Raw genomic sequence first — 23,244 nt, forward strand, 5'->3', positions numbered from 1 at the left:
AGCTCCCCGCTCCGACAATCACTTCCGGTGCCCTCTTGTCGTCCGACGACATTTTCATCGAGCGTCTCAGCGCACGCCTTCTGCCCGCGCCGCCACCCTTGCCGCCGGCCGATAGTCTCGTACCGGACTGGGCGCCCGAGCGTCCCTTTGCCCGCCCGCCCGTTCCTGCCGCCGTGCTGATCGCGCTGATTCGCCGCCCCGAAGGCTTTACCGTGCTCTACACCGAGCGCTCGCCCGATCTTCGCTCCCATTCGGGCCAGGTCGCCTTTCCTGGCGGCAAGGTCGATGCCGGCGACAATGATGTGGGGGCAACGGCGCTGCGCGAGGCCAATGAGGAGGTGGGGCTGGAAGCCGGTGACGCCCGGATCATGGGCTTCATGCCCACCTATTTCACCGGCACCAATTACCTTATCACGCCCGTTGTTGCCGATGTCACGCCGCGCGGGCCCTTTGTGCCCAATCCGGGCGAAGTTCATTCCGTGTTCGAAGTGCCGCTGGAGCGCATTCTGGCCTCTAACGCCTATGGACAGGCCCGCATCCAGCGCAATGGCGTCGAGCACCGCACCTGGCAGATCGACCATGATGGCCACCGCATCTGGGGCATCACGGCCAATCTGACCCGCCGCTTCCGCGACCTCGTCCTCAGCGAGCCTGTTCCATGATCCCCGGCGATCTGGCCCAGGCTCCCTGGTTGCAGCAAGCGGAAACCCAAGCGATCTTTGCTGCGCTCGATGGCGCGCGCGGCCGGACCCGCGCTGTGGGTGGGGTTGTGCGTGACACCCTTTTGGGGCTTCCCCGCAAGACGCCTGACATCGATCTTGCCACTGAACTCGTTCCCGACGAAGTGATCGCGCGCGCCCAAGCGGCCGGCATCGCCTGGTACCCCACCGGCATCGATCACGGCACAGTCACGCTGCGCCTGGGCGATGTGCTCGCCGAAGTTACCACCTTGCGGCAGGACACCGAAACCGACGGCCGCCACGCCAAGGTGGTTCTTGGCACCGACTGGCTCGACGACGCCCAGCGCCGCGACTTCACGCTGAACGCTCTCTACTGCGCCGCCGATGGCACGCTCTTTGATCCCCTCGATGGTCTAGAGGACGCGCTTGCCCACCGCATCCGCTTCATCGGCGATGCCGATCAGCGCATTCGCGAGGACGGTTTGCGCGTCTACCGCTTCTTCCGCTTTTCGGCGAGCCATGGGCAGCAAGTGCTTGACGGGCAAGGCCTTGCTGCCTGCGAACGGGCCGTGGGTGCGCTGGATCATCTTTCGGCCGAGCGCATAGGCGCCGAAATTCTGCGAATGCTAGCGCTTCCGAAGGTCGCAAAAACTTTGGGGGCCATGGCGGCCATCAATCTCCTCCCTTTCGAGCAAGGTGCCCTGGATTGGCTCCAGGCCTACGAAGATTTCGGCGGGCAATCGGCCGTCGCGCGGCTAGCGCTCGTGGGCGACACTGAGGCTGCCCGCATGCGCTGGCACCTGTCCAACGATCTGGTGGCCGCGGTGCGCAAGGTGCAACTGGCCAGCGAACTGGTGCGCAATGGCGCCATCGGAGAAGCGGCCTATCGCCATGGGGAACTCGCCGTGGAAGGCCTTGCCGTCGCGGCCGCACAGGAAAATTGGAACCGCGAGCGGCTGGCCGAAACGGCGCGCGAACTGGGCCGGGTGCAACTTGTGCCATTCCCCATTTCCGGACACGACCTTGCCGGCCTCGGCATGGCGCCGGGACCGGCTCTTGGAGCAGAACTCAGGCGTCTTGAGCGCCTCTGGATCGAGAGTGGCTTCAGCCTCGATAAAGCTGAACTAATAGCGCTCGCGCGACCCTAGTGGCGGGTGGGTTGCCCACTGTCGACATCGACAATGCGCTCCTTGATGCGCTCGATCATCTCGGGGCGCACTTCGGTCTCGCCATGCAGATTGCGCAGATTTTCAACGGCGCGGCGAACCACTTCCGCCTCGCTCTCGGCTTCCGCATGCCAGGTTGCGCCGGGGATCAAAGTGCCGGAATCGAAACGCTTCATCCTTATCTCCCTTGCTGGTGAGCCAAAGAGGTGAACGCAGCCCTTCCGAAAGGGTTCCTTAATCAGAATCCATGAATTCGCCGATCTGGCTGAGGCCCTCGATCCAGGTCCCGTCATCATTGCGAACCACTTCACGCGGCAGGATGCCGCTTCCCTCCGCAATGGCATCGGCCAGTTCGCGCGAATGGGTTACCACCCAAACCTGCGCGCGCTCCGCTGCCTTGACGATCAGTCGAGCCAGAATAGGGAGCAGCGAAGGATGAAGGCTATTCTCGGGTTCGTTGAGAGCGATGAAATGCGGCAACCGGTAGGACAGAAGGGCGCCTGCCAGCGCCAAGAACTGCAGCGTACCGTCGGACAGTTCATGCGGGCCAAACACCCTTTTGGGCATTTCCCGGTAGCGCATGCCAAAATCTGCCCATTCGCCGACCGGCGGTATCACCAACTGGGCGCCGGGAAAGGCATCGGCAATGGCCAGGTCGAGGTCGGCCGTATCGCCCCTGATATGGCGTAGCGTTGCCAGCACCGCGCCCAGATTGCTGCCATCAGCGGCAAGCGACGGCGACGTTACGGCGCGGGACGGCCGGCGCAGCGCCGAGTCGGCATCGGTGCGAAACCCGTGAAAGAACCGCCAGCCCAGCAAGCTGTCGCGCACCATGGCGACTTCCGGGCGCCCGGAGAGCGAAGCGAGCGCCGTTTCGCTGGCCAGCAGATCTTCCCGGGCCACTTCGCGCCGGCCCTGCCCATCGCGCGACCAGGCCATGCCCCGATCGCGCTCCATCAGCGTCACCGCCTTGCCCCTTTGGCGCCATTCCAGCCGCTCGCCCCGAATCTGCGCTTCCCCAGGGAAGGCGGCGGCGCCTTCATTGGGTGCAAAGCCGACATCGAGCTTGTAGGTGGGATCGAACGCCCCATCGCCCAGATCGCTGAAGCTTGCAGCCAGGCGCAGGCCATTGCCTTCCCATTTGCGATAACCATCAGTGCGATACATTGGGTCGAAATCGCCATCGGGCGATAGGTTCTTGCCACCCGCCCAGAAGATCGAACCAAGGCCGCCCTCTCGGGCGATCTCGTCGGCCAGCGTGTCACGCGCTGCGGCCTGCAGCAGTTCCAGCGAACGATAAAGATTGGTCTTGCCGACCCCGTTTCCGCCCACCAGTACGCTTAATTGCCGCACTGGAAAGCGGATCTTGCGGACCGATCGATAGCCAATGATCTCGATCGAAGCCAGCGTCATGGGTCAGGGCCAGCGCACTTCCGGGGGCATGGACGACAGGATGGAATTGACGTTCCCGCCAGTCTTCAAGCCAAAGGTCGTGCCACGGTCATAGAGCAGGTTGAACTCCACATAGCGCCCGCGCCGCACCAATTGCTCGTGCCGGTCCGCTTCGGTCCAGGCTGTCTCGAAATTACGCCGCACCAATTGAGGGTAGATATCGAGGAACGCCTCGCCCACCGCCTGGGTGAAGGCAAAGTCGGCATCCCAATCGCCCGAATTGTGGTGGTCGTAAAAGATGCCGCCAATGCCGCGGTGCTCGTTGCGATGGGGCAAAAAGAAATACTCGTCGCACCACGCCTTGTAGCGCTCATAGTCCACCCCGGGCCGACCGGCGCAGGCGGCCTGCATGGCCGCGTGGAAATGGCGGCTGTCGGCATCGTCCTGCGTCCGGCGCCTGTCCAGCACCGGCGTCAAATCAGCGCCGCCCCCAAACCATTGCTGGCCCGTTACGATCATGCGTGTGTTCATATGCACGGCCGGAACATGGGGGTTCCAGGGATGCACGATCAGTGAAATGCCCGAGCTCCAGAATTGCGCGCCTTGTTCGGTGCCCGGCATCTGCTTGGCAAAATCGGCCGAGAACTCACCATGGACGGTCGAGATATGCACGCCGGCCTTTTCGAACACGCGGCCGTGCAGCATCCCCATCTCCCCGCCGCCGCCCGCGGCGCGGTCCCAGGGGCTGATCTCGAATTTGCCCGCCGGCATATGCGCGTTGGGGCCTTGGACATCGGCCTCGATCTGCTCGAAGGCCTGCACAATGCGGTCGCGCAGCAGGCGGAACCAGCTTTGGGCGGTGCTTTTCTTGGCGTCGATATCGGTTGGGAGTGTCATGGGAGAATTGAAATGGACTGTCATTGGAGGTCTGTAAACCCGTCGGTCTGCCTTTTTGCCTCGCCCAGGATAAGGGTTGCTGCAAGCGCAACATTGATCGAGCGCAAATTGGGACGCATCGGAATGCGAGCGGCTAGATCGCAGGCTGCCGCCACAGCGTCGGGCACGCCAGCGCTTTCGCGCCCCACCATCAGGATGTCATTGTCTTGATAGGCCGCAGCGTAGGCAGATTGCTCGGCCTTGGTGGTGAGTAGCACCAGCCGGTGTCCCGCTGCACTGCGCCAATCGTTGAACGCCGTCCAGCTGTCATGCTCCTGTACTGCGGCATGGTCGAGATAGTCGAGCCCGGCACGCGCTAGCGTCTTGGGTGAAAACGGAAATCCGGTCGGGTGAATAATGTGTATTGTCGTGCCCAGGCACGCACCCAGGCGGATCAGCGTGCCCGTATTATTGGCGATGTCGGGCTGGTAGAGGGCAAGCGCAACAGGCATCAAATGGTCCAGTTCGCGGCAGAGGGCCGTAGCCTCCCGCAGGGTGGGGTGGGTAATAGTATCGCAGTTGATCCATGTCACCGCCTCCATGGCTGGACAAGTTCCTGTGACAGTGCAAAAAGGACGCAGACTGACGGGCCGCATAATGGCGGACGGCTGCTGATTCCGACTTGTGCGTGAATAGCTTTGCCAGATGCCGGCCGCGTCTAAAGTGATTGTACGGGGATACGCGACCTTGGCCGAGCAAGCTCAACATTCAACGAACCGGCGGGATTTTATCTTCGTTGCGACTGGGGCCGTAGGCGCTGTTGGCGCCGCCGCCGTGGTTTGGCCGCTGATCAACCAGCTCAATCCCGATGCGTCCACGCTGGCGCTCGCGAGCATCGAGTTCGATCTTTCGGCCATCCCTGAAGGTCAGTCCGTGACGATTACCTGGCGTGGCTTGCCGGTCTTTGTGCGCCACCGCACCCAGGCCGAGATCGACGAGGCCCGCGCCGTTCAGATTGCCGATCTCAAGGATCCGCAGACTGACGAAGAGCGCACCAAGCCCGATCACGCCCAATGGCTGATCATGGTCGCCAACTGCACCCATCTGGGCTGCGTGCCCCTTGGGCAGTCGGGCGATTTCGATGGCTGGTTCTGCCCATGCCATGGTTCGCACTACGACACCTCCGGCCGTATCCGGCAGGGGCCCGCGCCCACCAATCTCGTGGTGCCCCCTTATGAATTCATCAGCGATACGCTGGTCCAGATCGGCTAGTGGAGCCTTTTGTGATGTCAGAACACTCGTACGTTCCCGGAACTGCCGCTGAGAAGTGGCTTGATGATCGTCTTCCGGTCGCCAGGTTTGCCAAAGAGCACCTGATGGACTTCCCCACGCCAAAGAACCTCAATTACTGGTGGACCTTTGGCGCAATCCTGGTGATGTGCCTTGCCGTGCAGATCGTCACCGGCATTATCCTGGCCATGCACTATACGCCCAATGTGGCGATGGCCTTCGACTCGGTCGAGCATATCCGTCGCGACGTCAATGGCGGCCGCATCATCCAGGCCACCCACGCCGTGGGCGCCTCGATGTTCTTCCTGGCCCTTTACGTCCACATCTTCCGCAATCTGTTCTTCGGCTCCTACAAGGCGCCGCGCGAAATCCTCTACATCATCGGCGTGATCATCTTCATCCTGACCATGGCCACCGCCTTCATGGGCTATGTGCTGCCATGGGGTCAGATGAGCTTCTGGGGCGCCACCGTTATCACCAACATCTTCTCGGCCATTCCGGTGGTTGGTGAAAGCGTGCTGCAGCTGCTGCGCGGTGGTTTCGCCGTGGGCAACCCGACGCTGAACCGCTTCTTCTCGCTCCACTACCTGCTGCCATTCGTGATTGCAGCCCTTGTCGCACTCCACATCTGGGCGCTCCATGTGCCGGGCAACAACAACCCGATCGGCGTGGACGTGAAGTCGACCCGTGACACGGTGCCGTTCCACCCCTACTACACCATGAAGGACCTCTTCGCGATGGTCCTGTTCATGATCCCGTTCGCGTGGTTCATCTTCTTTGCGCCCGATATCCTGGGTCACCCCGACAACTACATCCAGGCCAATTCCCAGGTCACCCCGGCTCATATCGTGCCCGAATGGTACCTGCTGCCATTCTACACGATCCTGCGCGCCATCGACTTCAACGTGCTGTTCATCAACTCCCAGCTGGGCGGCGTGATCGCCATGGCCCTCTCGATGATCGCCTTGCTGGTTGTGCCGTGGCTCGACACTGCCAAGGTGCGCTCGGGCCTGTTCCGGCCTGTGTTCAAGTGGTTCTACCTCTTGTTCCTGATCAACTTCATCGGCCTGACTTATCTGGGCGCGCAGCCGGCCGAGGGCATCTACGTTGTGCTCGCCAAGGTCTGCACGGCATACTACTTCATCCACTTCTTTGTGGTGCTGCCGGTGCTGTCGCGGATCGAAAAGCCCTTGCCCCTTCCGACCAGCATTTCCGAGAACGTCCTCGGCAAGGCCCACGCTTGAGGACGAAAAGAGTGACCATGATCAAGACCAAGACCGTTCTGGTGACCCTGGCGCTGGTGTTCGGCCTCGCCGCCCCGGCCATGGCTGCCGACACCCACTCGACCCCTCATATCGAAAAGCAGCAATGGTCCTTTGCCGGCATTTTCGGCACCTATGACCGCAACCAGCTCCAGCGCGGCTTCCAGGTCTACCGGGAAGTCTGCGCCAGCTGCCACGGCGCGCGCCTGATCGCCTTCCGCAATCTTTCGGAAGAAGACGGCCCGGGCTTTTCCGAAGAGCAGGTCAAGGCACTTGCCGCCGAATATGAAGTGGCTGACCCCACCGTTGAAGGCGGCACCCGCGCCGCCGTGCCGGCCGATCGCTGGCCTTCGCCATTCCCCACCGAGCAGGATGCCCGTGACGCCAATGGCGGCTCGCTCCCGCCAGACTTCTCGGTTCTGGCCAAGGCGCGCGGCATTGTTGATCCGTTCCCCAACTGGATCTTCAACTACTTCACCGGCTATTCCGAAGGCGGCGTCGACTATATCCGCGCGCTGCTGCTGGGCTATCACGAGGAAGCGCCCGCCGGTTTCGATCTGCCTGAAGGCAAGTACTACAACGACTACTTCCCCGGTCACGCCATTGGCATGGCCCCGCCACTGTTCGACGAACAGGTCGTCTATGAAGTTGCCGAAGGTCAGGCCGAAGTTCCGCTGACCGCCGAGCAATATGCCACGGACGTTGCGGCCTTCATGATGTGGATGGCCGAGCCTGGCCTGCCGGGCCGCAAGGAAACCGGCTTCCGCGTCCTGCTGTTCCTGTTCCTGTTTGCGGGCCTGCTTTGGGCCACCAAGCGCCGCATCTGGGCCGGCATCGAACACTAAGGCCATTTGCCAGCATCGATTGAAGGGCCCCATTGGGGCCCTTCCTGTTTGGGGCTGCCACTTCGCCCCTTGCCAATCCGCCCGCCATTCCCGCATTATAGCGCGGTTCGCAAATCAGCAGGTGAGGGGAGCCGCCATGTCCGCCATTCGCATAGCCGTGACCGTTGTTGGCGCCGCCATCACCATGACGCGCCACCCTGTCGTGCGCGCCGGCATCAGCGCTGTCGCCAACAATCCCAAGGCGCGCGAAGCGGCCATTTCTGCCACGCGCAATGCCGCCTATAATGCCGGCGTCATCGCCCGGCACATCGTTGGCCGCCGCATTCCCTGACGACATCTTCTCCGCCCATCCAAGGATCCCCATGCCGCTCGATCTGCAATCCCTCGTGCGCACGATTCCCGATTACCCAAAAAAGGGAATCCTGTTTCGCGATATCACCACGCTGATCGAGCATCCTGAAGGCTTCAAGGAAAGCGTTGAGCGTATCGCCCAGCTGTATCGCGGCCGCGGCGTGACCCATGTTGCCGGCATTGAGGCACGCGGCTTTATTTTCGGGGCAGGGGTGGCGATCGCCTTGGGTGTCGGCTTTATTCCCGTGCGCAAAAAAGGCAAGCTGCCCGGCGAAACCATCGGGCAGAACTATGCGCTGGAATATGGTGTTGACACCATCGAGATCCACGCCGATGTGCTCGACAGCAACGACACGGTGCTCATGGTCGATGATCTCATCGCCACCGGCGGCACTGCCCTCGCAGCCGTCGGCCTCCTCCGCCGCACGGGCGCCAAGGTCGACGACGCTGCCTTCGTGATCGATTTGCCCGACCTGGGCGGCGCCGCCAAGCTCAAGGCGGAAGGCGTTGCCGTAACGGCCCTGATGGAATTCGCGGGCCACTAAGCCATCACAGGGTCGCTCTCGCCCCCTTGTGCCGACTTGGCCCCGATCTTACCCCACCCCGATCGTCACCCTTGGGCCTGACCCCAGGGTACTTTACTTGCGGAGCGCTGAGCCAAGTGCAGACCCTCAGGTCGAGCCCGAGGGCGACGCGCAGTGGGGCTGAAGATGGCGCCGTCGTCGCCCTGATCTTACCCCCACCCCGATCGTCACCCTTGGGCTTGACCCAAGGGCACTTCACTTGCGGAGAGCTGGGCTAAGTGCAAACCCCTCGAGTCGGCCCGAGGGTGACGCGTAGTGGAGTTGAAGGGCGCGTTTCGAGAGGATTCAAGTGTGAGCCGGATTTCATGGCCCCCTCATCCTCACCAATTATTCCGCCCATCCATCTGCTCCACCTTCACCGCGGACCAATCCAGATCATCGATCAGCCTGAGATTGACCGCAAGGATTCGCTCCGTCGGCACGGCAGTGGGGTCGCCATTCTTTGGCGTGCCATCGGCATTATACATCGAGCTCCAATCGGGTGAATCGCCCCAAGTCTGCATGCCGCACCGGCCGCAGAAATGGTGCTGGTTCATGCCCGTCACTGAGTACATCCTGTCGCCCTCGATCGAGGCAAACTGCAATTCGCCCGGCGAAAAATAGCCCCAGACGGCCCCTGTGCGCGCACAAAAACTGCAATTGCATTGGCCCGCGGAGTGGGGCAGATGCGGCAATATAATCCGGGTATCGCCGCAGTGGCAGGTCGCGGTCAGGCTCATGGCGGGCTCCTCTGTTCGGGTGGAGCCAGTCTGCAGCCGCGCCTTGCCAGATCCTGTCAGCAGGTGCCCGGGGCTTAGGCGGCCACAGCCTCGGCCTCGGCCTGCTGCTGGGCGTCCACAAGGCAGAACTGGTTGCCCTCTGGATCGCGCATCACCGTATAGGTCGGTAGAACACGCACCGGCTCGGCACCAGCCGCCTTGAGCCGTTCCACCTCGCCCGCGCGGTCCGTCACCTCGATATCGAAATGGACGCGATTATTGTCATAGCGACGACCTTCCACATTCTGGAAGCAGATCGAGGGACCTGGTCCATCCACCATGACGGTGGGGTCGCTTTCCGGCGTCAGGCCGAGGGCGGCCAGGCGCGCAATTTCGGCTTCGTCATAGTCCCGGACGGCATAGCCATCGAGCAGTTCGGCCCAAAACGCAGCCAAGCGCGCCGGCTTGTCACAGTCGAATACGATCTCGTGGATCCTACCCATGTGGTGGTCTCCTGATGGTCTTGATCGAATCGGCTACCGCTCAAATGCGGCAAGACGGCGGTTTCGCCTTCTTCACAAAAGCGACGGGCGCCACAAGGGCGCCCGGCTTAAGCAGTTGGTCAGGGCTCCAGACGGCCTGTTTCGGGCACTTCCTCGGCCGAGATGTCGGGCTCGTTGCGCGTCTTCCACAGCGAGTAGATCACGCCACCCGCCAGGATCGAAATCGTCACCACTAGCGAGAGGAGGGTATCGATCTTGATGCCCATGGGCACGAGGAAGATCTTGATGCCGACCAGCACCAGGATGATCGCGAGCGAAATCTGCAGATAACGGAAGCGGTTCATCGCGGCGGCCAGGGCGAAATAAAGCGCACGAAGGCCAAGGATCGCGAAGATGTTGGAGGTATAGACAATGAAAGTGTCCTGCGTCACGGCGAACACGGCGGGCACCGAGTCCACGGCAAAGATCAGGTCCACAGTTTCCACCATGATCAGCGCCACGCCAAGCGGGGTCAGCCAGCGCACGATCTTGCCGGTTTTGGGATCGGGCCTCTTGACGGTGAAGTCGTGCCCGCTCAGTTCCCTGGTCACGCGGAAGCGCTTGGTGAGGAACGAGTACACCGGATTGCTCTCGATGTCGGGTTCCTCATCCTTGTGGCTGAACATGCGGATGCCGGTGAACACCAGGAAAGCGCCAAAGCCGAACAGAATCCAGCTGAACTGGTAAACCAGCGCCGCACCTAGGCCGATCAGGATGGCGCGGAAGGCGATCACGCCCAGAATGCCCCAGAACAGTACGCGGTGCTGGTAGATGCGGGGGATGGCAAGGAAGCCAAAGATCGTGGCGATCACGAACATATTGTCCATCGCCAGCGATTGCTCGATCAAATAGCCGGTAAAGAACTCAAGGCCTGCTTGTGAGCCGCGTTGCCACCAAACCCAGGCGCCGAAGGCAACGGCTATGGTGACATAGAAGCCATAGAGAATAAGGCTTTCCTTGGCGGAAATCTCCTTTTCTTCCTTGTGCAGAATGCCAAGGTCGAACACGAGCAAGCCAATAACGACCGCGATAAACGCGACCCAGAAATAAACAGGGGTGCCTAGAAAATCACCCGTAAGGGCGGCAAGAAGCGATTCCATCGCCGGACCATCTCCATTTTTGTTGGAGCAGCTCCGACATCACGAAAGCACGAGGCTCTCGCCAGAGGGGCCCGGCGCTGCCCCTCCAAAATGCTTGAAGCGCCAGAAAGTTCAAGTCATTGCGACCGATTGCCGCGGGATCGTCAACATGACTGCGCGCCTCGCAGCACCGGCAAGTTCCCCCAATTTTTGGGCATATCTGGCCTTTAGCTCCCCTGAGCTAGTGAAATCCCCTGTGGCAGATGGTCAATTCGGCAGGCGTTAACTATTGTTAACGGTTAAGTACGGGCAGCCTGCTTTGTGTTCCTGCCGGCGACCAGCGTGTTTCAGCGGTAATACAATAGGTTCTGCACGAAGAACCTTATCCACAGCGTCAATCAACTCACTTATCCGGCGGTAGGCCGGAGGAAACTTCATGGAGACTTGAATGACTGGACGCGTAAAAACCGCCCTCAAGGTGGTGGATAATTCCCATACGGAGGCAGAAGCCGCCTTTCAGGAAGCAGCCAAGCAGACTGCCCCCATGGTGGAGCGTTTCTCGGCCCATCGCGAAAAAATCGGCCTTGCCGTCAAGGAACTGGAAAGCGAACGCTATGAGCTGATCTCCCGGCGCGACCTGCTGCGCCGCCAGGCGGAGGCGTTTGAAGCCGGCTTTGCTGCTCATATCGCCGATGTCGAATCCACCCTCAAGCTCTATGAGGGCGGGCTGAACTCAACGGCGCTGTCCGACTAGGGACGAGCCTCAAGCGCGCTTGCAGCAGTCGCCTAGTGGGGCGTGCACAACATCACGATGGCATCGGCGGTTTCGAGCTGGATCGCCGAGCCATAATTGGGATCGGGAACGATCCGGCCGGCCTGGATGGCGCGGGTAGATTTAAGGCCGCCATCGTTGAAGCCCACACCATCCTGGTAGGGTGTGATGGTTCCGGTGCCCGAGCTTTTGTCACCCACGGCGGTCGAGGCGAAGCCATAGACCTGACCGTAAATGGTCAGGATCCCGGCTTTGCTGGCCGTGGGGTCACGACAACCCCAATTGCCTTCGAAGTTCTGGGCAAGGGCCGGCGTGGCAAAAAGGGCGAAGAGGCTGGTAGCAAGGGCGATTCGGCGCATAAGGGCAGAGTGCCGATATGCTTTGGCGCTTTCAAGCGGCACGCTTCAGCAAAGGTCCGATCAACGGAAGTTTGATGAGCGCCAGCAACACCCGCCTGCGCAGATCGGGCCGGTAATCGCGCAGCTTGGAAAAGCCGACGAATTCGGAAAGATAGACCTGCTCGCCGCGCTGGTTCACCGCCGCGATGCGGTTAAACAGCAAGCCCCAGCCCGGCAGGGAATTGCTGTGGCGCTTGTCATAAACGCTGAGCTGATAGCGGATCGTGTCGCCTGGCCGCACAGGCGCGGGGAATTCAATTTTGCTGCCCCCAGGGGATGGCCCCGATATCCCGGGCTCTTCGCCTCGCCCACGCAGCAAGGCTTCTTCCGCTTCCAGCGCATCCACCATTTTGCGATGTCCCACCGCCGCCGTATGCCAGCCGCTAGCCACCAGACCACCGAAATGGCTATGGGCGGCCAGCGCAGGATCTGTGTGGAAATACTGCGGATCATAGGCGCGGGCAAAGCGGATGATCTCGTCTTCGCCAAAAGTGTGCTCGCCAAGGTCAAACACTTCATCGAGCACGATGTTTTCATACCAGCGCGTCATGCGGCGCGCTCCCGCACGTCAACAAGATTGGCCAGCCGCAGGGTCATGACCTGCTGGTTCTTCTGGTTGCGAATATCGAAGTCTATGCCGACAATGCCCCAATGGGGATGGGTCTTGGAGCGGCGGAGTTCGCTGATGGTCGCAAGGCCCCCGATCGTGTCATCAACCATCACAGGCGTCTTCCATTTGAGGTCGGTGAAGCCAAGGCCGCCCGCCGAGGCGATCTTGCCCAGGAAATTGTCCACCAGCATGCGCAGGCTCAGCGCCCCCGTCTGCCAGCCGCTCGATGCCAGTCCACCCAGCAGGCTCGCCTTGGCGGCCTTTTCATCGAGGTGAAAGGGCAGGGGATCGAACTCGCGCGCAAACTCGAGGATCATCTGCTTGCTGACCTTGGTCTGGCCTAGCTCGATCACTTCGCCTAGCTGCAGGTCCTCAAAATGGCGCCGGTCTGCCGTGACAGGATTGGTCATTTGCTTGCCCTATACGTCAAGTAACGGTTTTGCCCGTTTTGCCTCGACAAGGCAAGCGCAGTGCCACACCCTCGCCCTTCGACAAGCTCAGGATGAGGCCTGCTGCTCACTCTCACTAATCTTCATGGTGAGCCTGTCGAACCATGATGGCGTGCCTCGATGCTCTTCAAGTCCCAGAAGCCAATCGCTGCGCCGCCCGGTACTCCAAAGGCGCCATTCCCCGCCGCCGCCGAAATGCCTTGGCCAGGTAGTTTCCATCAGCAAACCCCGTCGCCCCCGCGATCGCCCCCACGCTCATATCGGTTGCCAGCAACAAGCGCTCGATCCGCTCTAGCCGCCGTTCCAGCACCCATTCGGATGGTGCCTGTCCCACCGCAGCGCTGAATTGCCGAACGAAATGGCCACGGCTCATTTCGGCTATATCGGCCAGCCGCTCCACCTGGAGGGGCTCGCTTAAATGATCCTCCACATGCGCCATGACCCGCGCAATCGCCGGCTGCACCGGCGCCTGGGGCACGGCACTGGCTGCAAACACCCCATCATGAAGCGCCGCCATGGCGCTGTAAGCCGCGGCCGAGGCCTCCCCCGGCGTTGGCTCGCTTTGATCCAGAAGGCTGAGGCATGCGCCAGCCAGCCGCTCCACCACTGGCTGTGCCAGGCTCACCACAGGTCCCGCTGCATCGATCACCTCGCGCACCAGCCGCAGCGTTTCGCGGCCGTTCAACACCAGCCAGAAATATTCCCAACGTCCGCCGCGCTCGAGCCAATAGCGATGCGCATGGGGCATGGAGAGCACCATGGTCTGTCCCGGGACCAGCCGATGCTGCACGCCCGCAAAGTCGAGCCGGCCTTCGCCCACCAGCGTGTGCTGGATAACGGCGAACGGCGCCGTACCGCGCTGCATGCCGTCCCAGGAATAAACCTCGTTCATCCGCTGCTCGTATCCGGCACTCACCGGCATGCAATGGAGCGGCACGGCAGATTTGCCCAGGTTCAGCACGCGGACGTCGTGGCCGTGTTCAAGGAGCTTGGAAAGCACAAAAATACCCGCAATGGCACAAGCTTTCTCTACCACTCACCGCGCGCTCAACGCTAGCAATGTGTTAGCGCGAATGCGGCCAATGCTACTCTCTTAAGGACCCCTCATGTCGTTCAAAGTCACCGTCATCGGAGCCGGCTCGATCGGCTTCACCAAGACCCTAATCTCCGACCTTCTCAAGGTTCCCGAGTTCGTCGATTGCGAATTTGCGCTCACCGACATCAACCCGGCAAACCTCGACATGGTGCGCCAGGTGATCGAAACCATTGTCTCGGTCAACAATCTCCCCGCCAAGGTTTCCGCCACCACCGACCGGCGCGCTGCAATTACCGGCGCCCGTTACATCATGAGCTGCGTCCGCGTGGGGGGGCTCGAAGCCTTCAGCACCGACATCTCCATCCCACTCAAATACGGTGTGGACCAGTGCGTCGGCGACACCATCTGCGCCGGCGGCATTCTTTATGGCCAGCGCAATATTCCGGTGATCCTCGATTTTTGCAAGGATATCAGGGAAGTAGCCGAACCGGGCGCGCTGTTCCTCAACTACGCCAACCCCATGGCCATGAACACTTGGGCGGCGGAAATGTATGGCGGCGTAAACGTCGTCGGCCTCTGCCATGGCGTGCAGCACGGCGCCCACCAGATCGCCAATGTCCTGGGCGTCCGCGACGACGAGCTCGACTATGTCTGCTCGGGCATCAACCACCAGACCTGGTACATCGACATTCGCGCCAAGGGCCGCAAGATCGAGGCGGGCGAGCTGATCGCGGGCTTCGAAAAGCACCCCGTCTACTCCAAGCAGGAGAAGGTGCGCATCGACGTCCTAAAGCGCTTCGGCGTCTACTCCACTGAATCCAATGGACATTTGAGCGAATACCTCCCCTGGTACCGCAAGCGCCCGGAGGAAATCGGCCGCTGGATCGACATGAGCGACTGGATCCATGGGGAGACCGGCGGCTACCTGCGCTACTCGACCGAGCGTCGCAACTGGTTCGAAACCGACTTCCCGATGTTCAAGGAGCAGGCCAACAAGCCGCTTTCCGAACACAAGCGGACCAGCGAACACGCCAGCTACATCATTGAAGCCATGGAAACCGGCCGTTCCTATCGCGGCCATTTCAACCGCCGCAACAATGGCATCATCACCAACCTGCCCGACGACGCGATCATTGAAAGCCCCGGCTATGTCGATCGCTTCGGCATCAACATGATCGAAGGCATCACCCTGCCAACGGCATGCGCAGCGACCTGCTCGGTCTCCGTATCGGTCCAGCGCCTATCGGTAGAAGCGGCGATGACCGGCGATATCAACACGCTCAAACTCGCCGTGCTGCACGACCCGCTGGTCGGCGCCATCTGCACGCCGGACGAGGTTTGGGCCATGGTCGATGAGATGGTGGTGGCCCAGGCCAAGTGGCTGCCGCAATACGCAGATGCCGTCCCCGCCGCCAGGGAGCGCATGGCTAAGTCAACGGTCAAGACGCGCGAATGGGACGGCGCGGCCCGCAAGCGCGTGCGCTCGGTTGAAGAGCTGCGCGAAGTGGTGGGCGGCCACCACTAAGTCACTGCTGATCCAAAGCATTCCGGGCAGGCTTTCACAGCCTGCCCCTTTTTGTTGACCGGTACGCAGGCGGTCTTTCCCGCACAAAGCCCAACGGCCCCGACGCTATTCGCATCGGGGCCGCTTTTGGAAGCAGGGGAGGAGGTTGCGCCGCGAATTACGCCACGCGCTGCTTCCGGGAACCACGCGCCCATTCCGGCAACCAGGTGCCATGGGCTTCGGTGAGGTCGTCCACCAAATTCCAGATCTGCTCCAGATCCAGTTCGGCGGCCGTATGGGGATCCATCATCGCGGCATGATAGATGTGCTCGCGATTTTCCTCGATCAGTGCGCGCACGGTGAGTTCCTGCACGTTGATATTGGTGCGGATCAGCGCCGTCAGTTGTGGCGGCAATTCGCCGATATAGGTCGGCTGCAGGCCATTCTCATCAACCAGGCACGGCACTTCCACCGCTGCGTTGTTGGGCAACGAAGTAATCACGCCATTGTTGCGTAGATTGCCGTAGATTACCGAAGGTTCGCCCGTCCAGACCGAGTTGACGATGGAAGAGGCATATTCCTTGGACTGTTTGACCTCGATGCGGTCAGCAGTCCGGTAATCCTCGGACGTCTTCTTCCACTTGGCGATCTGCTCGACGCAGCGCTTGGGATATTCATCAAGCGGAATACCGAACTTCTCGATCAGGTCCTCGCGGCCTTCCTTGATGAAGTACGGGGTATATTCGGCGAAGTGCTCGGAGCTTTCGGTGACGAAATAGCCCAGGCGCGTCATCATCTCATAGCGCACCTTGTTGGGGCAGCGCGGGTTCCAGGTCGGCTTGGGCGCCTTGCCAGAGGCATAGGCCTTGAACAGTTCTGGGTAGAGGTCCTTGTAGGAGCCGTCGGGCTGGCGATGCTCGAACTTGAGATAGAACGCCATGTGGTTGATGCCGGCAGAGCGGTAGCGGATTTCCTCGTACGGGATGTCGAGGTCATGGGCCAGTTCCATCGCCGTGCCCTGCACGGAGTGGCAGAGGCCAACCTGCTTGATGGTGGGATACTTTTCCGAGATGGCCCAGGTGTTGATGGCCATCGGATTGACGTATTGCAGCATGATCGCATCGGGCGCGACCTGCAGCATGTCCTCGCAGATGCTCCACAGGTGCGGCACGGTGCGCAGGCCGCGCATGATGCCGCCGACGCCCAGGGTATCGGCAATGGTCTGGCGCAGATTGTACTTCTTGGGGATCTCGAAATCAACGACGGTGGACGGCTCGTAGCCACCGATCTGGAAGCAGACCACAACGAAATTGGTACCGTCCAGCGCCTGGCGCTGGTTGGAATAGGTTTCCACGGTTGCCGAAACGCCCAGCGTTGCGATCAGCTTTTTGGCGATCACTTCGCTTTCTTCAAGGCGCGTGGGGTTGATGTCCATCAGGCGGATGGTGGCGCTGGTCAGGGCCGGGCGCTGCAGGATGTCGCCGACGATGTTCTTCATGAACACGGCCGAACCGGCACCGATAAAGGTGATTTTTGGATTTGCCATCAAATGCTCCTAGGCGGCTATTTCGAACGCGGCGCGGACAAGGCGGCGCGTGTAGTCGGTTTGTGGGTTGGTGAGGACGTCGGCCACCGGGCCCTGTTCCACGATCTTGCCGTGCTGCATGACCATGACACGGTGACAAAGGGCGCGCACGACCTTTAGGTCGTGGCTGATAAAGAGGTAGCTCAGGCCCTTCTCATCCTGCAGCTTGCGCAGCAGGTCAATGATCTGAGCTTGCACTGACAGGTCGAGCGCTGAAGTGGGCTCGTCGAGCAGGATAAACTCGGGCTCGAGCGCGATGGCCCTCGCTATCGCAATGCGCTGCCGCTGCCCGCCCGAAAACTCATGCGGAAAGCGGTTGAGGATCGTGTCGGGCATGCCAGCGTCTCGCAGGGCCTGGCGCACCCGGTTGCCGCGCTCGGTGCGGTTGGCACCGATATTGTTGACGATCAAGCCTTCTTCGATGATCTGGCGGATCGACATGCGCGGGTTAAGCGAAGCAAACGGGTCCTGGAACACGATCTGCATGCGGGAGCGGAGCGGGCGCATGGCCTGGCGGTCCTTGGTGTCGATGCGTTCGCCATCAAAGAAGATCTGTCCGCCCTGATTGCCGATGAGGCGGATCAGGGCCTGGCCGAATGTCGTCTTGCCCGAACCTGACTCTCCCACGATCCCGAGCGTTTCGTGGCGCATGAGCTTTATGTCGAGATTGTCGACAGCCTTGAGCTCAAAAAAATCAGGCTTGAAGAAACCGCCACGCTTAAGCGTGAAGCTGACCTTGACGTCCTTGCCCTCCAGCACCGTGTCATGGGCACCTTCTGCGAGCGGAAGGGCCGTGCCCTTGGGCTCGGAATCCAGCAAATGCCTTGTATAGGGATGCTGGGGATTGGCAAACAAGGCCTCGGTCGTGTTGTGCTCCTGCACGCGCCCGTTCTGCATCACATAAACATATTCGCTGAACTGGCGAACGACAGTCAGATCATGGGTGATCAGGATCACCGCCATGCCGTACTTGTCTTTGAGATCCTTGATCAGGTTGAGGATCTGAGCCTGGACCGTCACGTCGAGTGCCGTGGTGGGTTCGTCGGCGATCAGCACGTCGGGCCGGTTGGCGAGGGCCATGGCAATCATCACGCGCTGGCGCTGTCCGCCCGAAAGCTGATGTGGGTAGTTGTTGAGGCGCGCCTTGGGCTCGGGAATCTGCACCTCGGCCAGCAAGGCCTCGGCCTTTTCCATGGCCTCCTTGGTGCTCATCCTGTTGTGCAACTGGATAATCTCGCAGATCTGCTGGCCCACGGTATAGACCGGGTTCAGCGAGCTCATCGGCTCCTGAAAGATCATGGCGATGTCATTGCCGCGCAACTTCCGCATATCGCGATCACTCATGGCGACGATGTTCTTGCCGCTTAGTGTGATTTGCGTGTTGGGCAGGATGGTCGCGCGCTTGGTCAGCAGCTTCATCAGTGTGCGGGCAGTAACGGATTTGCCAGAGCCGCTCTCCCCGACGAGGGCAATGGTTTCGCCCTTGTGGAGCTGGAAGGAGACATCCCGCACGGCGTTCACGGTGCCGCCCTCGACCTTGAAATTGACGCCGACATTGCGTGCATCCAGGATCAATTCGCGGCCATGGCTGCCCAGATCGTAACGGGTAAGGGAGACGGGCGTGTGGCTTGGTTGGCTCATTTGCCGGCTCCTTAATAGGGGTCGATTGCGTCGCGCAGGCCATCGCCCAGCGCATTGAACGCAAAGACGGTGATCAGCACGAAGACAACAGGAGACAAGATCCATGGATAGGAGCCGATCACCGAAAAAGTGCCGGTATCCTGCAGCATCAAGCCCCAGGAGATCAGCGGCGGCTTCACGGCAAAGCCGAGGAAGCCAAGGAAGCTCTCGAGCAGCACCACGCTGGGGATCGCAAGGGTCACCGCCACGATGATGTGGCTGAGCACGTTGGGCAGGATGTGGCGAGTGATGATGCGGCTATCGGTGGCGCCTACGGCGATTGCAGCGCGCACATAGTCGATACGCGCAAGCGACAATGTCTTGGAGCGCACCTCACGGCTCAACTGCGCCCAGCCCAGCACCGCCATCACGAAGATGACGAAGGTGAGAAAAACGTTCGAGGGTGCCGTGACGGGGATCAGGGATGTCAAGGCGAGGTAGAGCGGCAGCTGCGGGAAAGCGAGGACGAAGTCCACGAAGCGCTGCACCCAGCTGTCGAAGCGCCCGCCGATATAGCCCGAGGTAATGCCGACAAGCGTGCCGACAATGGTGGTCAGGGTCACCACGGCCAAGGCGATCATCAGCGAAATACGCGAACCGACGATGCCGCGGGACAGGATATCGCGGCCAAACTTGTCGGTGCCGAGCAACTGGATCGGCCGCCCGTCCGTGGAGCCGAAGAAGTGGATGTTGGACGGAATGAACCAGAAGAATTTGTAGGCATAGCCCTGGACAAAGAAGCCAGTAGGCGTCGGATTGTCCTTGATCAGGCCGGTGAGCGGCTGGAAGGTGACAGGGTCGAACTCCCCGGTGTCACCGATTGGGTAGACATAGGGGAGAAGGCTAAAATTGCCGTCCGGATCTTCAAAGGCGATTACGTCTGGCGGCGCGAATGGCAGGTTCGCCTGCTTGGGGTCCATGGGCGCGAAGAAATCGGCAAAGATCGACACCACCAGCATGAGACCGACCAGGATCAGTCCGATCATGCCCATAGGCGAGCGCTTGAATCGGCGCCAGACGAGGGTTGCATAGCCCTCGTTGCCGGAGCCGTAGCGAGATACAATTGGCGTGTTGTCCGCTTCCTCGGCTGGTGTAGGTGCGGGGCCGCCGGCAGGGTCGGTGGGCAGCGGAATGGAGGAGCGTGTGTCGATGTCGCTCATTCGTTGCCTCCTCCCAAACGGACGCGAGGATCAAGCGCCACCAGCAGAATATCGGAGATGATGTTGCCAACGATCAGCGTGGCGGCGAGCACCAGCATGAAGGTTGCGGTGACGTAGACGTCGCCTACACCCATGGAGCCCACAATGGCGGGTCCTACGGTCGCAAGGCCAAACACGATGGCGACTTCGATCTCGCCCGTGAGCATGTAGGGCAGCACCACGCCCTGATAGGCGACCAGCGGATGAAGCGCATTGGGAACGGCGTGCTTCATGATCACGGCGCCTTCCGGCAGGCCCTTGGCGCGCGCCGTCTCGATATATTGCGAGTTCAGCACGTCGAGCAGATTGGCTCGCATCACGCGCATATTGTAGGCGAGGCCGCCAAAAGTGGCGATGAAGATTACCGGCCAGATATGGGTCAGGAGGTTGACGAACTTGTCCCAAGACCAGGGCGCGCCGCCATAACGGGCGGAAAAGAACATGCCCACTTCCGAAACGTTCATCCGGAATACAAGGACGTATAGGATGATGATGGCGAGCAGGAAGCGCGGGATCGTCATGCCAAGGAACGAGATGATACCCAGGCCCGTGTCGATCCAGGAATACTGGCGGGTTGCAGCCACAATGCCGAGGCCAATCCCAAGCAGGGAGGCCAGAAGGTGGCACACCAGCGCCAGGGCAATAGTCGCGGGCAGGCGCTCGGCGACGACCTGGCCGACTTCCTTGTTGTAGTAGAAGGAGTGACCGAAGTCGAAGCGGGTGACGATGCCGGTGATCCAGCGGAAATACTGCACGATCATCGGATCGTTGAGGCCATTGGCCTCACGGTAAAGCTCCGCCTGGATCTCGGCCTGCTCGAGCGTAGCGCCGCCCTGATTGACCGCCATGGCGCGGATGTAATCGCCATAGTCACCCGGGGGTGCCTGGATGATAGCGAAGGTCACGATGCTGAGCAAGAACAGCAGCGGGATCGCGCCCAGTACGCGCATGGAAACAAATCGAAGCATCGCCGCCTCTTGGTCGAAAATTCTGGATGGGCATCCCTCGCCTTAGCCCTTGTCTAGAAAGCGCAAGGGCTGGGGTGAGGGGTGAGTGCCGGCGGGGCATTGCACCCCGCCGACTTTGACTAGATCACACCGGACCAGCGCCGCCCGGTTCACCCGGCAGGGTCTCGGGGTGCAGTTCATAGTCGCCCTGCTGGTCAGCAGGAACAAACAGGCGTTCGCGCATGACGCTGTCTTCGGCCCAGTTGAATTGGAAGATCGGGGCGCCAGCCGGAATATTGGCGAAGCGCTTGTTGACGATCAGCGCCCCAGGGTACTGGGTGAGGCCTACCGAATAAACATTCTCGGTGAAGAGCTTCTGGTACTGCTTCATCAGTTCAGCACGCTCTTCGGTGTCGCTGGATGCGATGAACTTATTCACCACATCAACCATCTCCTGCTCGAAGGGCAGCAGGTCGACAGTGCCGTCCGTGCCCGCCTTGTGGAATGGGTGGGTACGTGGCCCTGTCGGCGCGAGCGATGTCGTGCCCTGGACCACGGCGACCATTTCCGAACCTTGCCGTTCCACTGTCCAATCGAACTGACCGGACTGGGCGAGGTCGTCACGCGAAGTGCCCTGCTGGAAGTTGGCGATGACACGGATGCCAAGCGGCTCCATCATGGCGATCACGCCTTCGGCAAGGTTGGTGTCCGTGCCGTAGTCTGTGTTGGCAAGGAGCGTGATTTCCACGTCTGCACCACCAGCCTGGTCGGCCGGGAAGTTGCGGATGCCATTGCCGTCCGTATCGGTCAGCCCCAGGCCATCAAGCAGCGAATTGGCGGCTTCAAGGTTAAAGGGATAGTAGACCGTGGACGCCTTGTCGTAATAGGTCGTGCCGGCATAAAGGCCGCCGGGATAGATGGCGGTGAACGGACCGCGCACCAGAGAATCGCCGAGACGCTGGCGGTCAACGGCAATGGAGACGGCCTTGCGGAAATCCAGCTCGCGGTTGAGTTTGCGAACGGCCTGGGCGCGGGCATCGGGTTCACCCCAGCCATTGCCGGACAGGTTCATGCGCAGGGCATAGCCAATGGTGCGGGCACCAAACTGCAGACGGGCAGGGGCGCTGTCCTCGGCAGAACGCTTGAGCGATTCCACAAAGCTTTCAGCCTGTTCGAGGTTGGCGAAGTCGCCGGAGCCGGCCACAGCCTGAACGTCGCGGTCGGCCCAAGTCGAGAGGCGATAGTGCATCTCATTGAGGTAAGGCAGCTGGTTGCCGTTCTCGTCGACCTTCCAGTAGTACGGGTTGCGGCGCATGACGATGATGTCGTCAGCGCGATACTCCACCGGCACCCAGGCGCCCATGACGGGCATGTTCAGGAACTCGGGCGGGAAGGCGTTCTTGTACTGGTCGTAGGTGTTGTCCGGATTGTACTTGGGATGCTCTGGCTTGAGGATATGGCTCGGGCCCGGGCAGAAAGAGTCATAGGCCATCGCATAGAGATATTGCGTTGGGCGAACTTCCTTGAAGGTCCACTTGACGGTGTATTCGTCGATCGCCTCAAGCGTGGTGCCGACGCCGAAGCGTTCGGGCGTTCCGGTGCCGGAAGGGACGGCGCTGATGTTGGGATCGTTGACGTGGTCTTCCCAGTAGAACATCAGATCTTCGGAGTCGAAGGGGTCACCGTCTGACCATTTCGCACCTTCGATCAGGTGCATGGTCAACTCATGGCCGTCCTCAGACCATTCCCAGCTCTTGGCGAGGTTGGGAAGGGGCTCAAGCTCTTCAGCCTTGATCTGGAACAGGGGACCTGTGCGCGTCAGGCACTCGGAAAGACCAATGTCGATGCCGCCCCAGCCTTGGGACTGACCAGCGATATAATTCCAGCCCTCCGGCCGGCCGCCGATGACGTGGCGCATCGTATCGCCATAAACGCCGGCGCCGTCTGGCATGTTGCCGGTCTTGTAGACCAGAGGTTCCTTGGGCAGGCGCTCAGCAACGGGCGGCAGGGTGCCGGCATCCACATATTTCGAGGTGACCCAATCGGGTTCCTTGTATTCCGGCAGCGCCTTGTATTCGAGCATATCGGTGACGCTCACGAACACCGGTTCGCTCTGGGCGGCAAACTCCGGCGGATCCGGAAGCTCACCGGTCAAGTCCTGGGCCTGAATCGCCATTAGCGAAACGCCCAGCATCAAGCCTGCCCCGCCAAGGGCAAATGCGTGCTTTTTCATAAAACCTCCCATTAGCAACGAGACGGCTGGCCGCCGCCGGCCGAACATGCTTCCGGCCTTACTCTG

The 23,244-nt window shown here is 61.0% G+C and carries 25 protein-coding genes; 9 read left to right on the top strand and 16 right to left on the bottom strand.

The genetic code is table 11. The annotated features are described in order from the left end of the window. Positions 1-35: 35 nt before the first annotated feature. Positions 36-662 (top strand): CoA pyrophosphatase, encoded by a 627-nt coding sequence (locus tag DDE77_RS08955; RefSeq protein ID WP_210204361.1) that lies wholly within the window; start codon positions 36-38, stop codon positions 660-662. Further along, positions 659-1,828, top strand: a complete 1,170-nt coding sequence (locus DDE77_RS08960; RefSeq protein ID WP_108397113.1) for a CCA tRNA nucleotidyltransferase — start codon at positions 659-661, stop codon at positions 1,826-1,828. The genes DDE77_RS08955 and DDE77_RS08960 overlap by 4 nt, the downstream gene beginning before the upstream one ends. Here the strand turns inward: DDE77_RS08960 and DDE77_RS08965 are convergent. From DDE77_RS08965 to DDE77_RS08980, 4 genes are read right to left on the bottom strand one after another with little or no spacing between them, the layout of a single operon-like run. Next, on the bottom strand, positions 1,825-2,022 hold the full coding sequence (locus DDE77_RS08965) for a DUF1059 domain-containing protein (protein ID WP_108397114.1): 198 nt from the start codon (positions 2,020-2,022) through the stop codon (positions 1,825-1,827). The genes DDE77_RS08960 and DDE77_RS08965 overlap by 4 nt on opposite strands. A gap of 58 nt (positions 2,023-2,080) precedes the next feature. Continuing rightward, the gene (locus DDE77_RS08970) at positions 2,081-3,259 is read right to left on the bottom strand and encodes an AAA family ATPase (protein ID WP_108397115.1); all 1,179 of its coding nucleotides are present in this window, start codon (positions 3,257-3,259) and stop codon (positions 2,081-2,083) included. Positions 3,260-3,262: 3 nt separating this feature from the next. Further along, positions 3,263-4,135 (bottom strand): oxygen-dependent coproporphyrinogen oxidase, encoded by an 873-nt coding sequence (hemF, locus tag DDE77_RS08975; protein ID WP_210204362.1) that lies wholly within the window; start codon positions 4,133-4,135, stop codon positions 3,263-3,265. A gap of 20 nt (positions 4,136-4,155) precedes the next feature. Then, the gene (locus tag DDE77_RS08980) at positions 4,156-4,626 is read right to left on the bottom strand and encodes a tRNA (cytidine(34)-2'-O)-methyltransferase (RefSeq protein WP_108397245.1); all 471 of its coding nucleotides are present in this window, start codon (positions 4,624-4,626) and stop codon (positions 4,156-4,158) included. Positions 4,627-4,861: 235 nt separating this feature from the next. Between DDE77_RS08980 and petA the strand changes: the two genes are divergently transcribed. The 5 genes from petA to DDE77_RS09005 all read left to right on the top strand — a co-directional run bounded on the left by petA (position 4,862) and on the right by DDE77_RS09005 (position 8,407). After that, positions 4,862-5,386: a ubiquinol-cytochrome c reductase iron-sulfur subunit gene (gene petA, locus DDE77_RS08985; protein WP_245895144.1), complete on the top strand. Its 525-nt coding sequence runs from the start codon at positions 4,862-4,864 to the stop codon at positions 5,384-5,386. 14 nt (positions 5,387-5,400) lie between these two features. Then, positions 5,401-6,648 carry a cytochrome b gene (locus tag DDE77_RS08990; RefSeq protein ID WP_108397246.1) on the top strand — a complete coding sequence of 416 codons (1,248 nt, stop codon included), beginning with the start codon at positions 5,401-5,403 and terminating at the stop codon, positions 6,646-6,648. A gap of 17 nt (positions 6,649-6,665) precedes the next feature. Next, positions 6,666-7,511, top strand: coding sequence for a cytochrome c1 (locus tag DDE77_RS08995; protein ID WP_108397118.1), 846 nt, complete (start codon positions 6,666-6,668; stop codon positions 7,509-7,511). A gap of 136 nt (positions 7,512-7,647) precedes the next feature. Next, on the top strand, positions 7,648-7,842 hold the full coding sequence (locus tag DDE77_RS09000; protein WP_108397119.1) for a hypothetical protein: 195 nt from the start codon (positions 7,648-7,650) through the stop codon (positions 7,840-7,842). A gap of 31 nt (positions 7,843-7,873) precedes the next feature. After that, positions 7,874-8,407, top strand: a complete 534-nt coding sequence (locus DDE77_RS09005; protein ID WP_108397247.1) for an adenine phosphoribosyltransferase — start codon at positions 7,874-7,876, stop codon at positions 8,405-8,407. Between the two features lie 359 nt (positions 8,408-8,766). Here DDE77_RS09005 and DDE77_RS09010 read toward each other — a convergent pair whose 3' ends face one another. The 3 genes from DDE77_RS09010 to DDE77_RS09020 form a co-directional block, all read right to left on the bottom strand. Next, positions 8,767-9,165: a GFA family protein gene (locus DDE77_RS09010; RefSeq protein WP_108397120.1), complete on the bottom strand. Its 399-nt coding sequence runs from the start codon at positions 9,163-9,165 to the stop codon at positions 8,767-8,769. A 74-nt stretch (positions 9,166-9,239) separates the two neighbouring features. Then, a complete protein-coding gene (locus DDE77_RS09015) occupies positions 9,240-9,647 on the bottom strand; it encodes a VOC family protein (protein ID WP_108397121.1) in 408 nt (135 codons plus the stop codon). 119 nt (positions 9,648-9,766) lie between these two features. Beyond that, on the bottom strand, positions 9,767-10,786 hold the full coding sequence (locus DDE77_RS09020) for a TerC family protein (protein ID WP_108397122.1): 1,020 nt from the start codon (positions 10,784-10,786) through the stop codon (positions 9,767-9,769). A gap of 427 nt (positions 10,787-11,213) precedes the next feature. Here DDE77_RS09020 and DDE77_RS09025 point away from each other — a divergent pair, with 427 nt between their 5' ends. Next, positions 11,214-11,519 carry a hypothetical protein gene (locus DDE77_RS09025; RefSeq protein ID WP_108397123.1) on the top strand — a complete coding sequence of 102 codons (306 nt, stop codon included), beginning with the start codon at positions 11,214-11,216 and terminating at the stop codon, positions 11,517-11,519. A gap of 32 nt (positions 11,520-11,551) precedes the next feature. Here the strand turns inward: DDE77_RS09025 and DDE77_RS09030 are convergent, their stop codons facing one another. The 4 genes from DDE77_RS09030 to DDE77_RS09045 form a co-directional block, all read right to left on the bottom strand. Continuing rightward, the gene (locus tag DDE77_RS09030; protein WP_157959743.1) at positions 11,552-11,896 is read right to left on the bottom strand and encodes a hypothetical protein; all 345 of its coding nucleotides are present in this window, start codon (positions 11,894-11,896) and stop codon (positions 11,552-11,554) included. A 31-nt stretch (positions 11,897-11,927) separates the two neighbouring features. Next, the gene (locus DDE77_RS09035) at positions 11,928-12,485 is read right to left on the bottom strand and encodes a MaoC/PaaZ C-terminal domain-containing protein (protein WP_108397125.1); all 558 of its coding nucleotides are present in this window, start codon (positions 12,483-12,485) and stop codon (positions 11,928-11,930) included. After that, positions 12,482-12,955, bottom strand: a complete 474-nt coding sequence (locus tag DDE77_RS09040; protein ID WP_108397126.1) for a MaoC/PaaZ C-terminal domain-containing protein — start codon at positions 12,953-12,955, stop codon at positions 12,482-12,484. The genes DDE77_RS09035 and DDE77_RS09040 overlap by 4 nt, the downstream gene beginning before the upstream one ends. 166 nt (positions 12,956-13,121) lie before the next feature. Then, positions 13,122-14,030, bottom strand: a complete 909-nt coding sequence (locus DDE77_RS09045) for an AraC family transcriptional regulator (RefSeq protein WP_157959744.1) — start codon at positions 14,028-14,030, stop codon at positions 13,122-13,124. 70 nt (positions 14,031-14,100) lie between these two features. Here DDE77_RS09045 and melA (DDE77_RS09050) point away from each other — a divergent pair, with 70 nt between their 5' ends. Then, complete coding sequence (melA, locus tag DDE77_RS09050; RefSeq protein ID WP_108397128.1) at positions 14,101-15,555, top strand: alpha-glucosidase/alpha-galactosidase; 1,455 nt, start codon at positions 14,101-14,103, stop codon at positions 15,553-15,555. Positions 15,556-15,712: 157 nt separating this feature from the next. Here melA (DDE77_RS09050) and melA (DDE77_RS09055) read toward each other — a convergent pair whose 3' ends face one another. The 5 genes from melA (DDE77_RS09055) to DDE77_RS09075 all read right to left on the bottom strand — a co-directional run bounded on the left by melA (DDE77_RS09055) (position 15,713) and on the right by DDE77_RS09075 (position 23,178). After that, positions 15,713-17,083: an alpha-glucosidase/alpha-galactosidase gene (gene melA / locus DDE77_RS09055; RefSeq protein WP_108397129.1), complete on the bottom strand. Its 1,371-nt coding sequence runs from the start codon at positions 17,081-17,083 to the stop codon at positions 15,713-15,715. 6 nt (positions 17,084-17,089) lie between these two features. Next, entirely contained in the window at positions 17,090-18,760 is a 1,671-nt protein-coding gene (locus tag DDE77_RS09060) for an ABC transporter ATP-binding protein (RefSeq protein ID WP_108397130.1), read from the bottom strand. Between the two features lie 11 nt (positions 18,761-18,771). Then, on the bottom strand, positions 18,772-19,959 hold the full coding sequence (locus DDE77_RS09065; protein WP_108397131.1) for an ABC transporter permease: 1,188 nt from the start codon (positions 19,957-19,959) through the stop codon (positions 18,772-18,774). Continuing rightward, positions 19,956-20,966, bottom strand: a complete 1,011-nt coding sequence (locus tag DDE77_RS09070) for an ABC transporter permease (RefSeq protein WP_108397132.1) — start codon at positions 20,964-20,966, stop codon at positions 19,956-19,958. Before DDE77_RS09070 ends, DDE77_RS09065 begins: the two co-directional genes overlap by 4 nt. A gap of 124 nt (positions 20,967-21,090) precedes the next feature. Further along, positions 21,091-23,178, bottom strand: a complete 2,088-nt coding sequence (locus tag DDE77_RS09075; protein WP_108397133.1) for an ABC transporter substrate-binding protein — start codon at positions 23,176-23,178, stop codon at positions 21,091-21,093. Positions 23,179-23,244: the final 66 nt, after the last annotated feature.

It is taken from the genome of Devosia submarina, assembly GCF_003056345.1.
Taxonomy (GTDB): domain Bacteria; phylum Pseudomonadota; class Alphaproteobacteria; order Rhizobiales; family Devosiaceae; genus Devosia; species Devosia submarina.

Coding starts and splice junctions, on each gene's coding strand:
- DDE77_RS08960 (WP_108397113.1), top strand. CDS start 659: ATGATCCCCGGCGATCTGGCCCAGGCTCCCTGGTTGCAGCAAGCGGAA.
- DDE77_RS08965 (WP_108397114.1), bottom strand. CDS start 2,022: ATGAAGCGTTTCGATTCCGGCACTTTGATCCCCGGCGCAACCTGGCAT.
- DDE77_RS08970 (WP_108397115.1), bottom strand. CDS start 3,259: ATGACGCTGGCTTCGATCGAGATCATTGGCTATCGATCGGTCCGCAAG.
- hemF (WP_210204362.1), bottom strand. CDS start 4,135: ATGACACTCCCAACCGATATCGACGCCAAGAAAAGCACCGCCCAAAGC.
- DDE77_RS08980 (WP_108397245.1), bottom strand. CDS start 4,626: ATGCCTGTTGCGCTTGCCCTCTACCAGCCCGACATCGCCAATAATACG.
- DDE77_RS08990 (WP_108397246.1), top strand. CDS start 5,401: ATGTCAGAACACTCGTACGTTCCCGGAACTGCCGCTGAGAAGTGGCTT.
- DDE77_RS08995 (WP_108397118.1), top strand. CDS start 6,666: ATGATCAAGACCAAGACCGTTCTGGTGACCCTGGCGCTGGTGTTCGGC.
- DDE77_RS09000 (WP_108397119.1), top strand. CDS start 7,648: ATGTCCGCCATTCGCATAGCCGTGACCGTTGTTGGCGCCGCCATCACC.
- DDE77_RS09005 (WP_108397247.1), top strand. CDS start 7,874: ATGCCGCTCGATCTGCAATCCCTCGTGCGCACGATTCCCGATTACCCA.
- DDE77_RS09010 (WP_108397120.1), bottom strand. CDS start 9,165: ATGAGCCTGACCGCGACCTGCCACTGCGGCGATACCCGGATTATATTG.
- DDE77_RS09015 (WP_108397121.1), bottom strand. CDS start 9,647: ATGGGTAGGATCCACGAGATCGTATTCGACTGTGACAAGCCGGCGCGC.
- DDE77_RS09020 (WP_108397122.1), bottom strand. CDS start 10,786: ATGGAATCGCTTCTTGCCGCCCTTACGGGTGATTTTCTAGGCACCCCT.
- DDE77_RS09025 (WP_108397123.1), top strand. CDS start 11,214: ATGACTGGACGCGTAAAAACCGCCCTCAAGGTGGTGGATAATTCCCAT.
- DDE77_RS09030 (WP_157959743.1), bottom strand. CDS start 11,896: ATGCGCCGAATCGCCCTTGCTACCAGCCTCTTCGCCCTTTTTGCCACG.
- DDE77_RS09035 (WP_108397125.1), bottom strand. CDS start 12,485: ATGACGCGCTGGTATGAAAACATCGTGCTCGATGAAGTGTTTGACCTT.
- DDE77_RS09040 (WP_108397126.1), bottom strand. CDS start 12,955: ATGACCAATCCTGTCACGGCAGACCGGCGCCATTTTGAGGACCTGCAG.
- melA (WP_108397128.1), top strand. CDS start 14,101: ATGTCGTTCAAAGTCACCGTCATCGGAGCCGGCTCGATCGGCTTCACC.
- DDE77_RS09060 (WP_108397130.1), bottom strand. CDS start 18,760: ATGAGCCAACCAAGCCACACGCCCGTCTCCCTTACCCGTTACGATCTG.
- DDE77_RS09065 (WP_108397131.1), bottom strand. CDS start 19,959: ATGAGCGACATCGACACACGCTCCTCCATTCCGCTGCCCACCGACCCT.
- DDE77_RS09070 (WP_108397132.1), bottom strand. CDS start 20,966: ATGCTTCGATTTGTTTCCATGCGCGTACTGGGCGCGATCCCGCTGCTG.
- DDE77_RS09075 (WP_108397133.1), bottom strand. CDS start 23,178: ATGAAAAAGCACGCATTTGCCCTTGGCGGGGCAGGCTTGATGCTGGGC.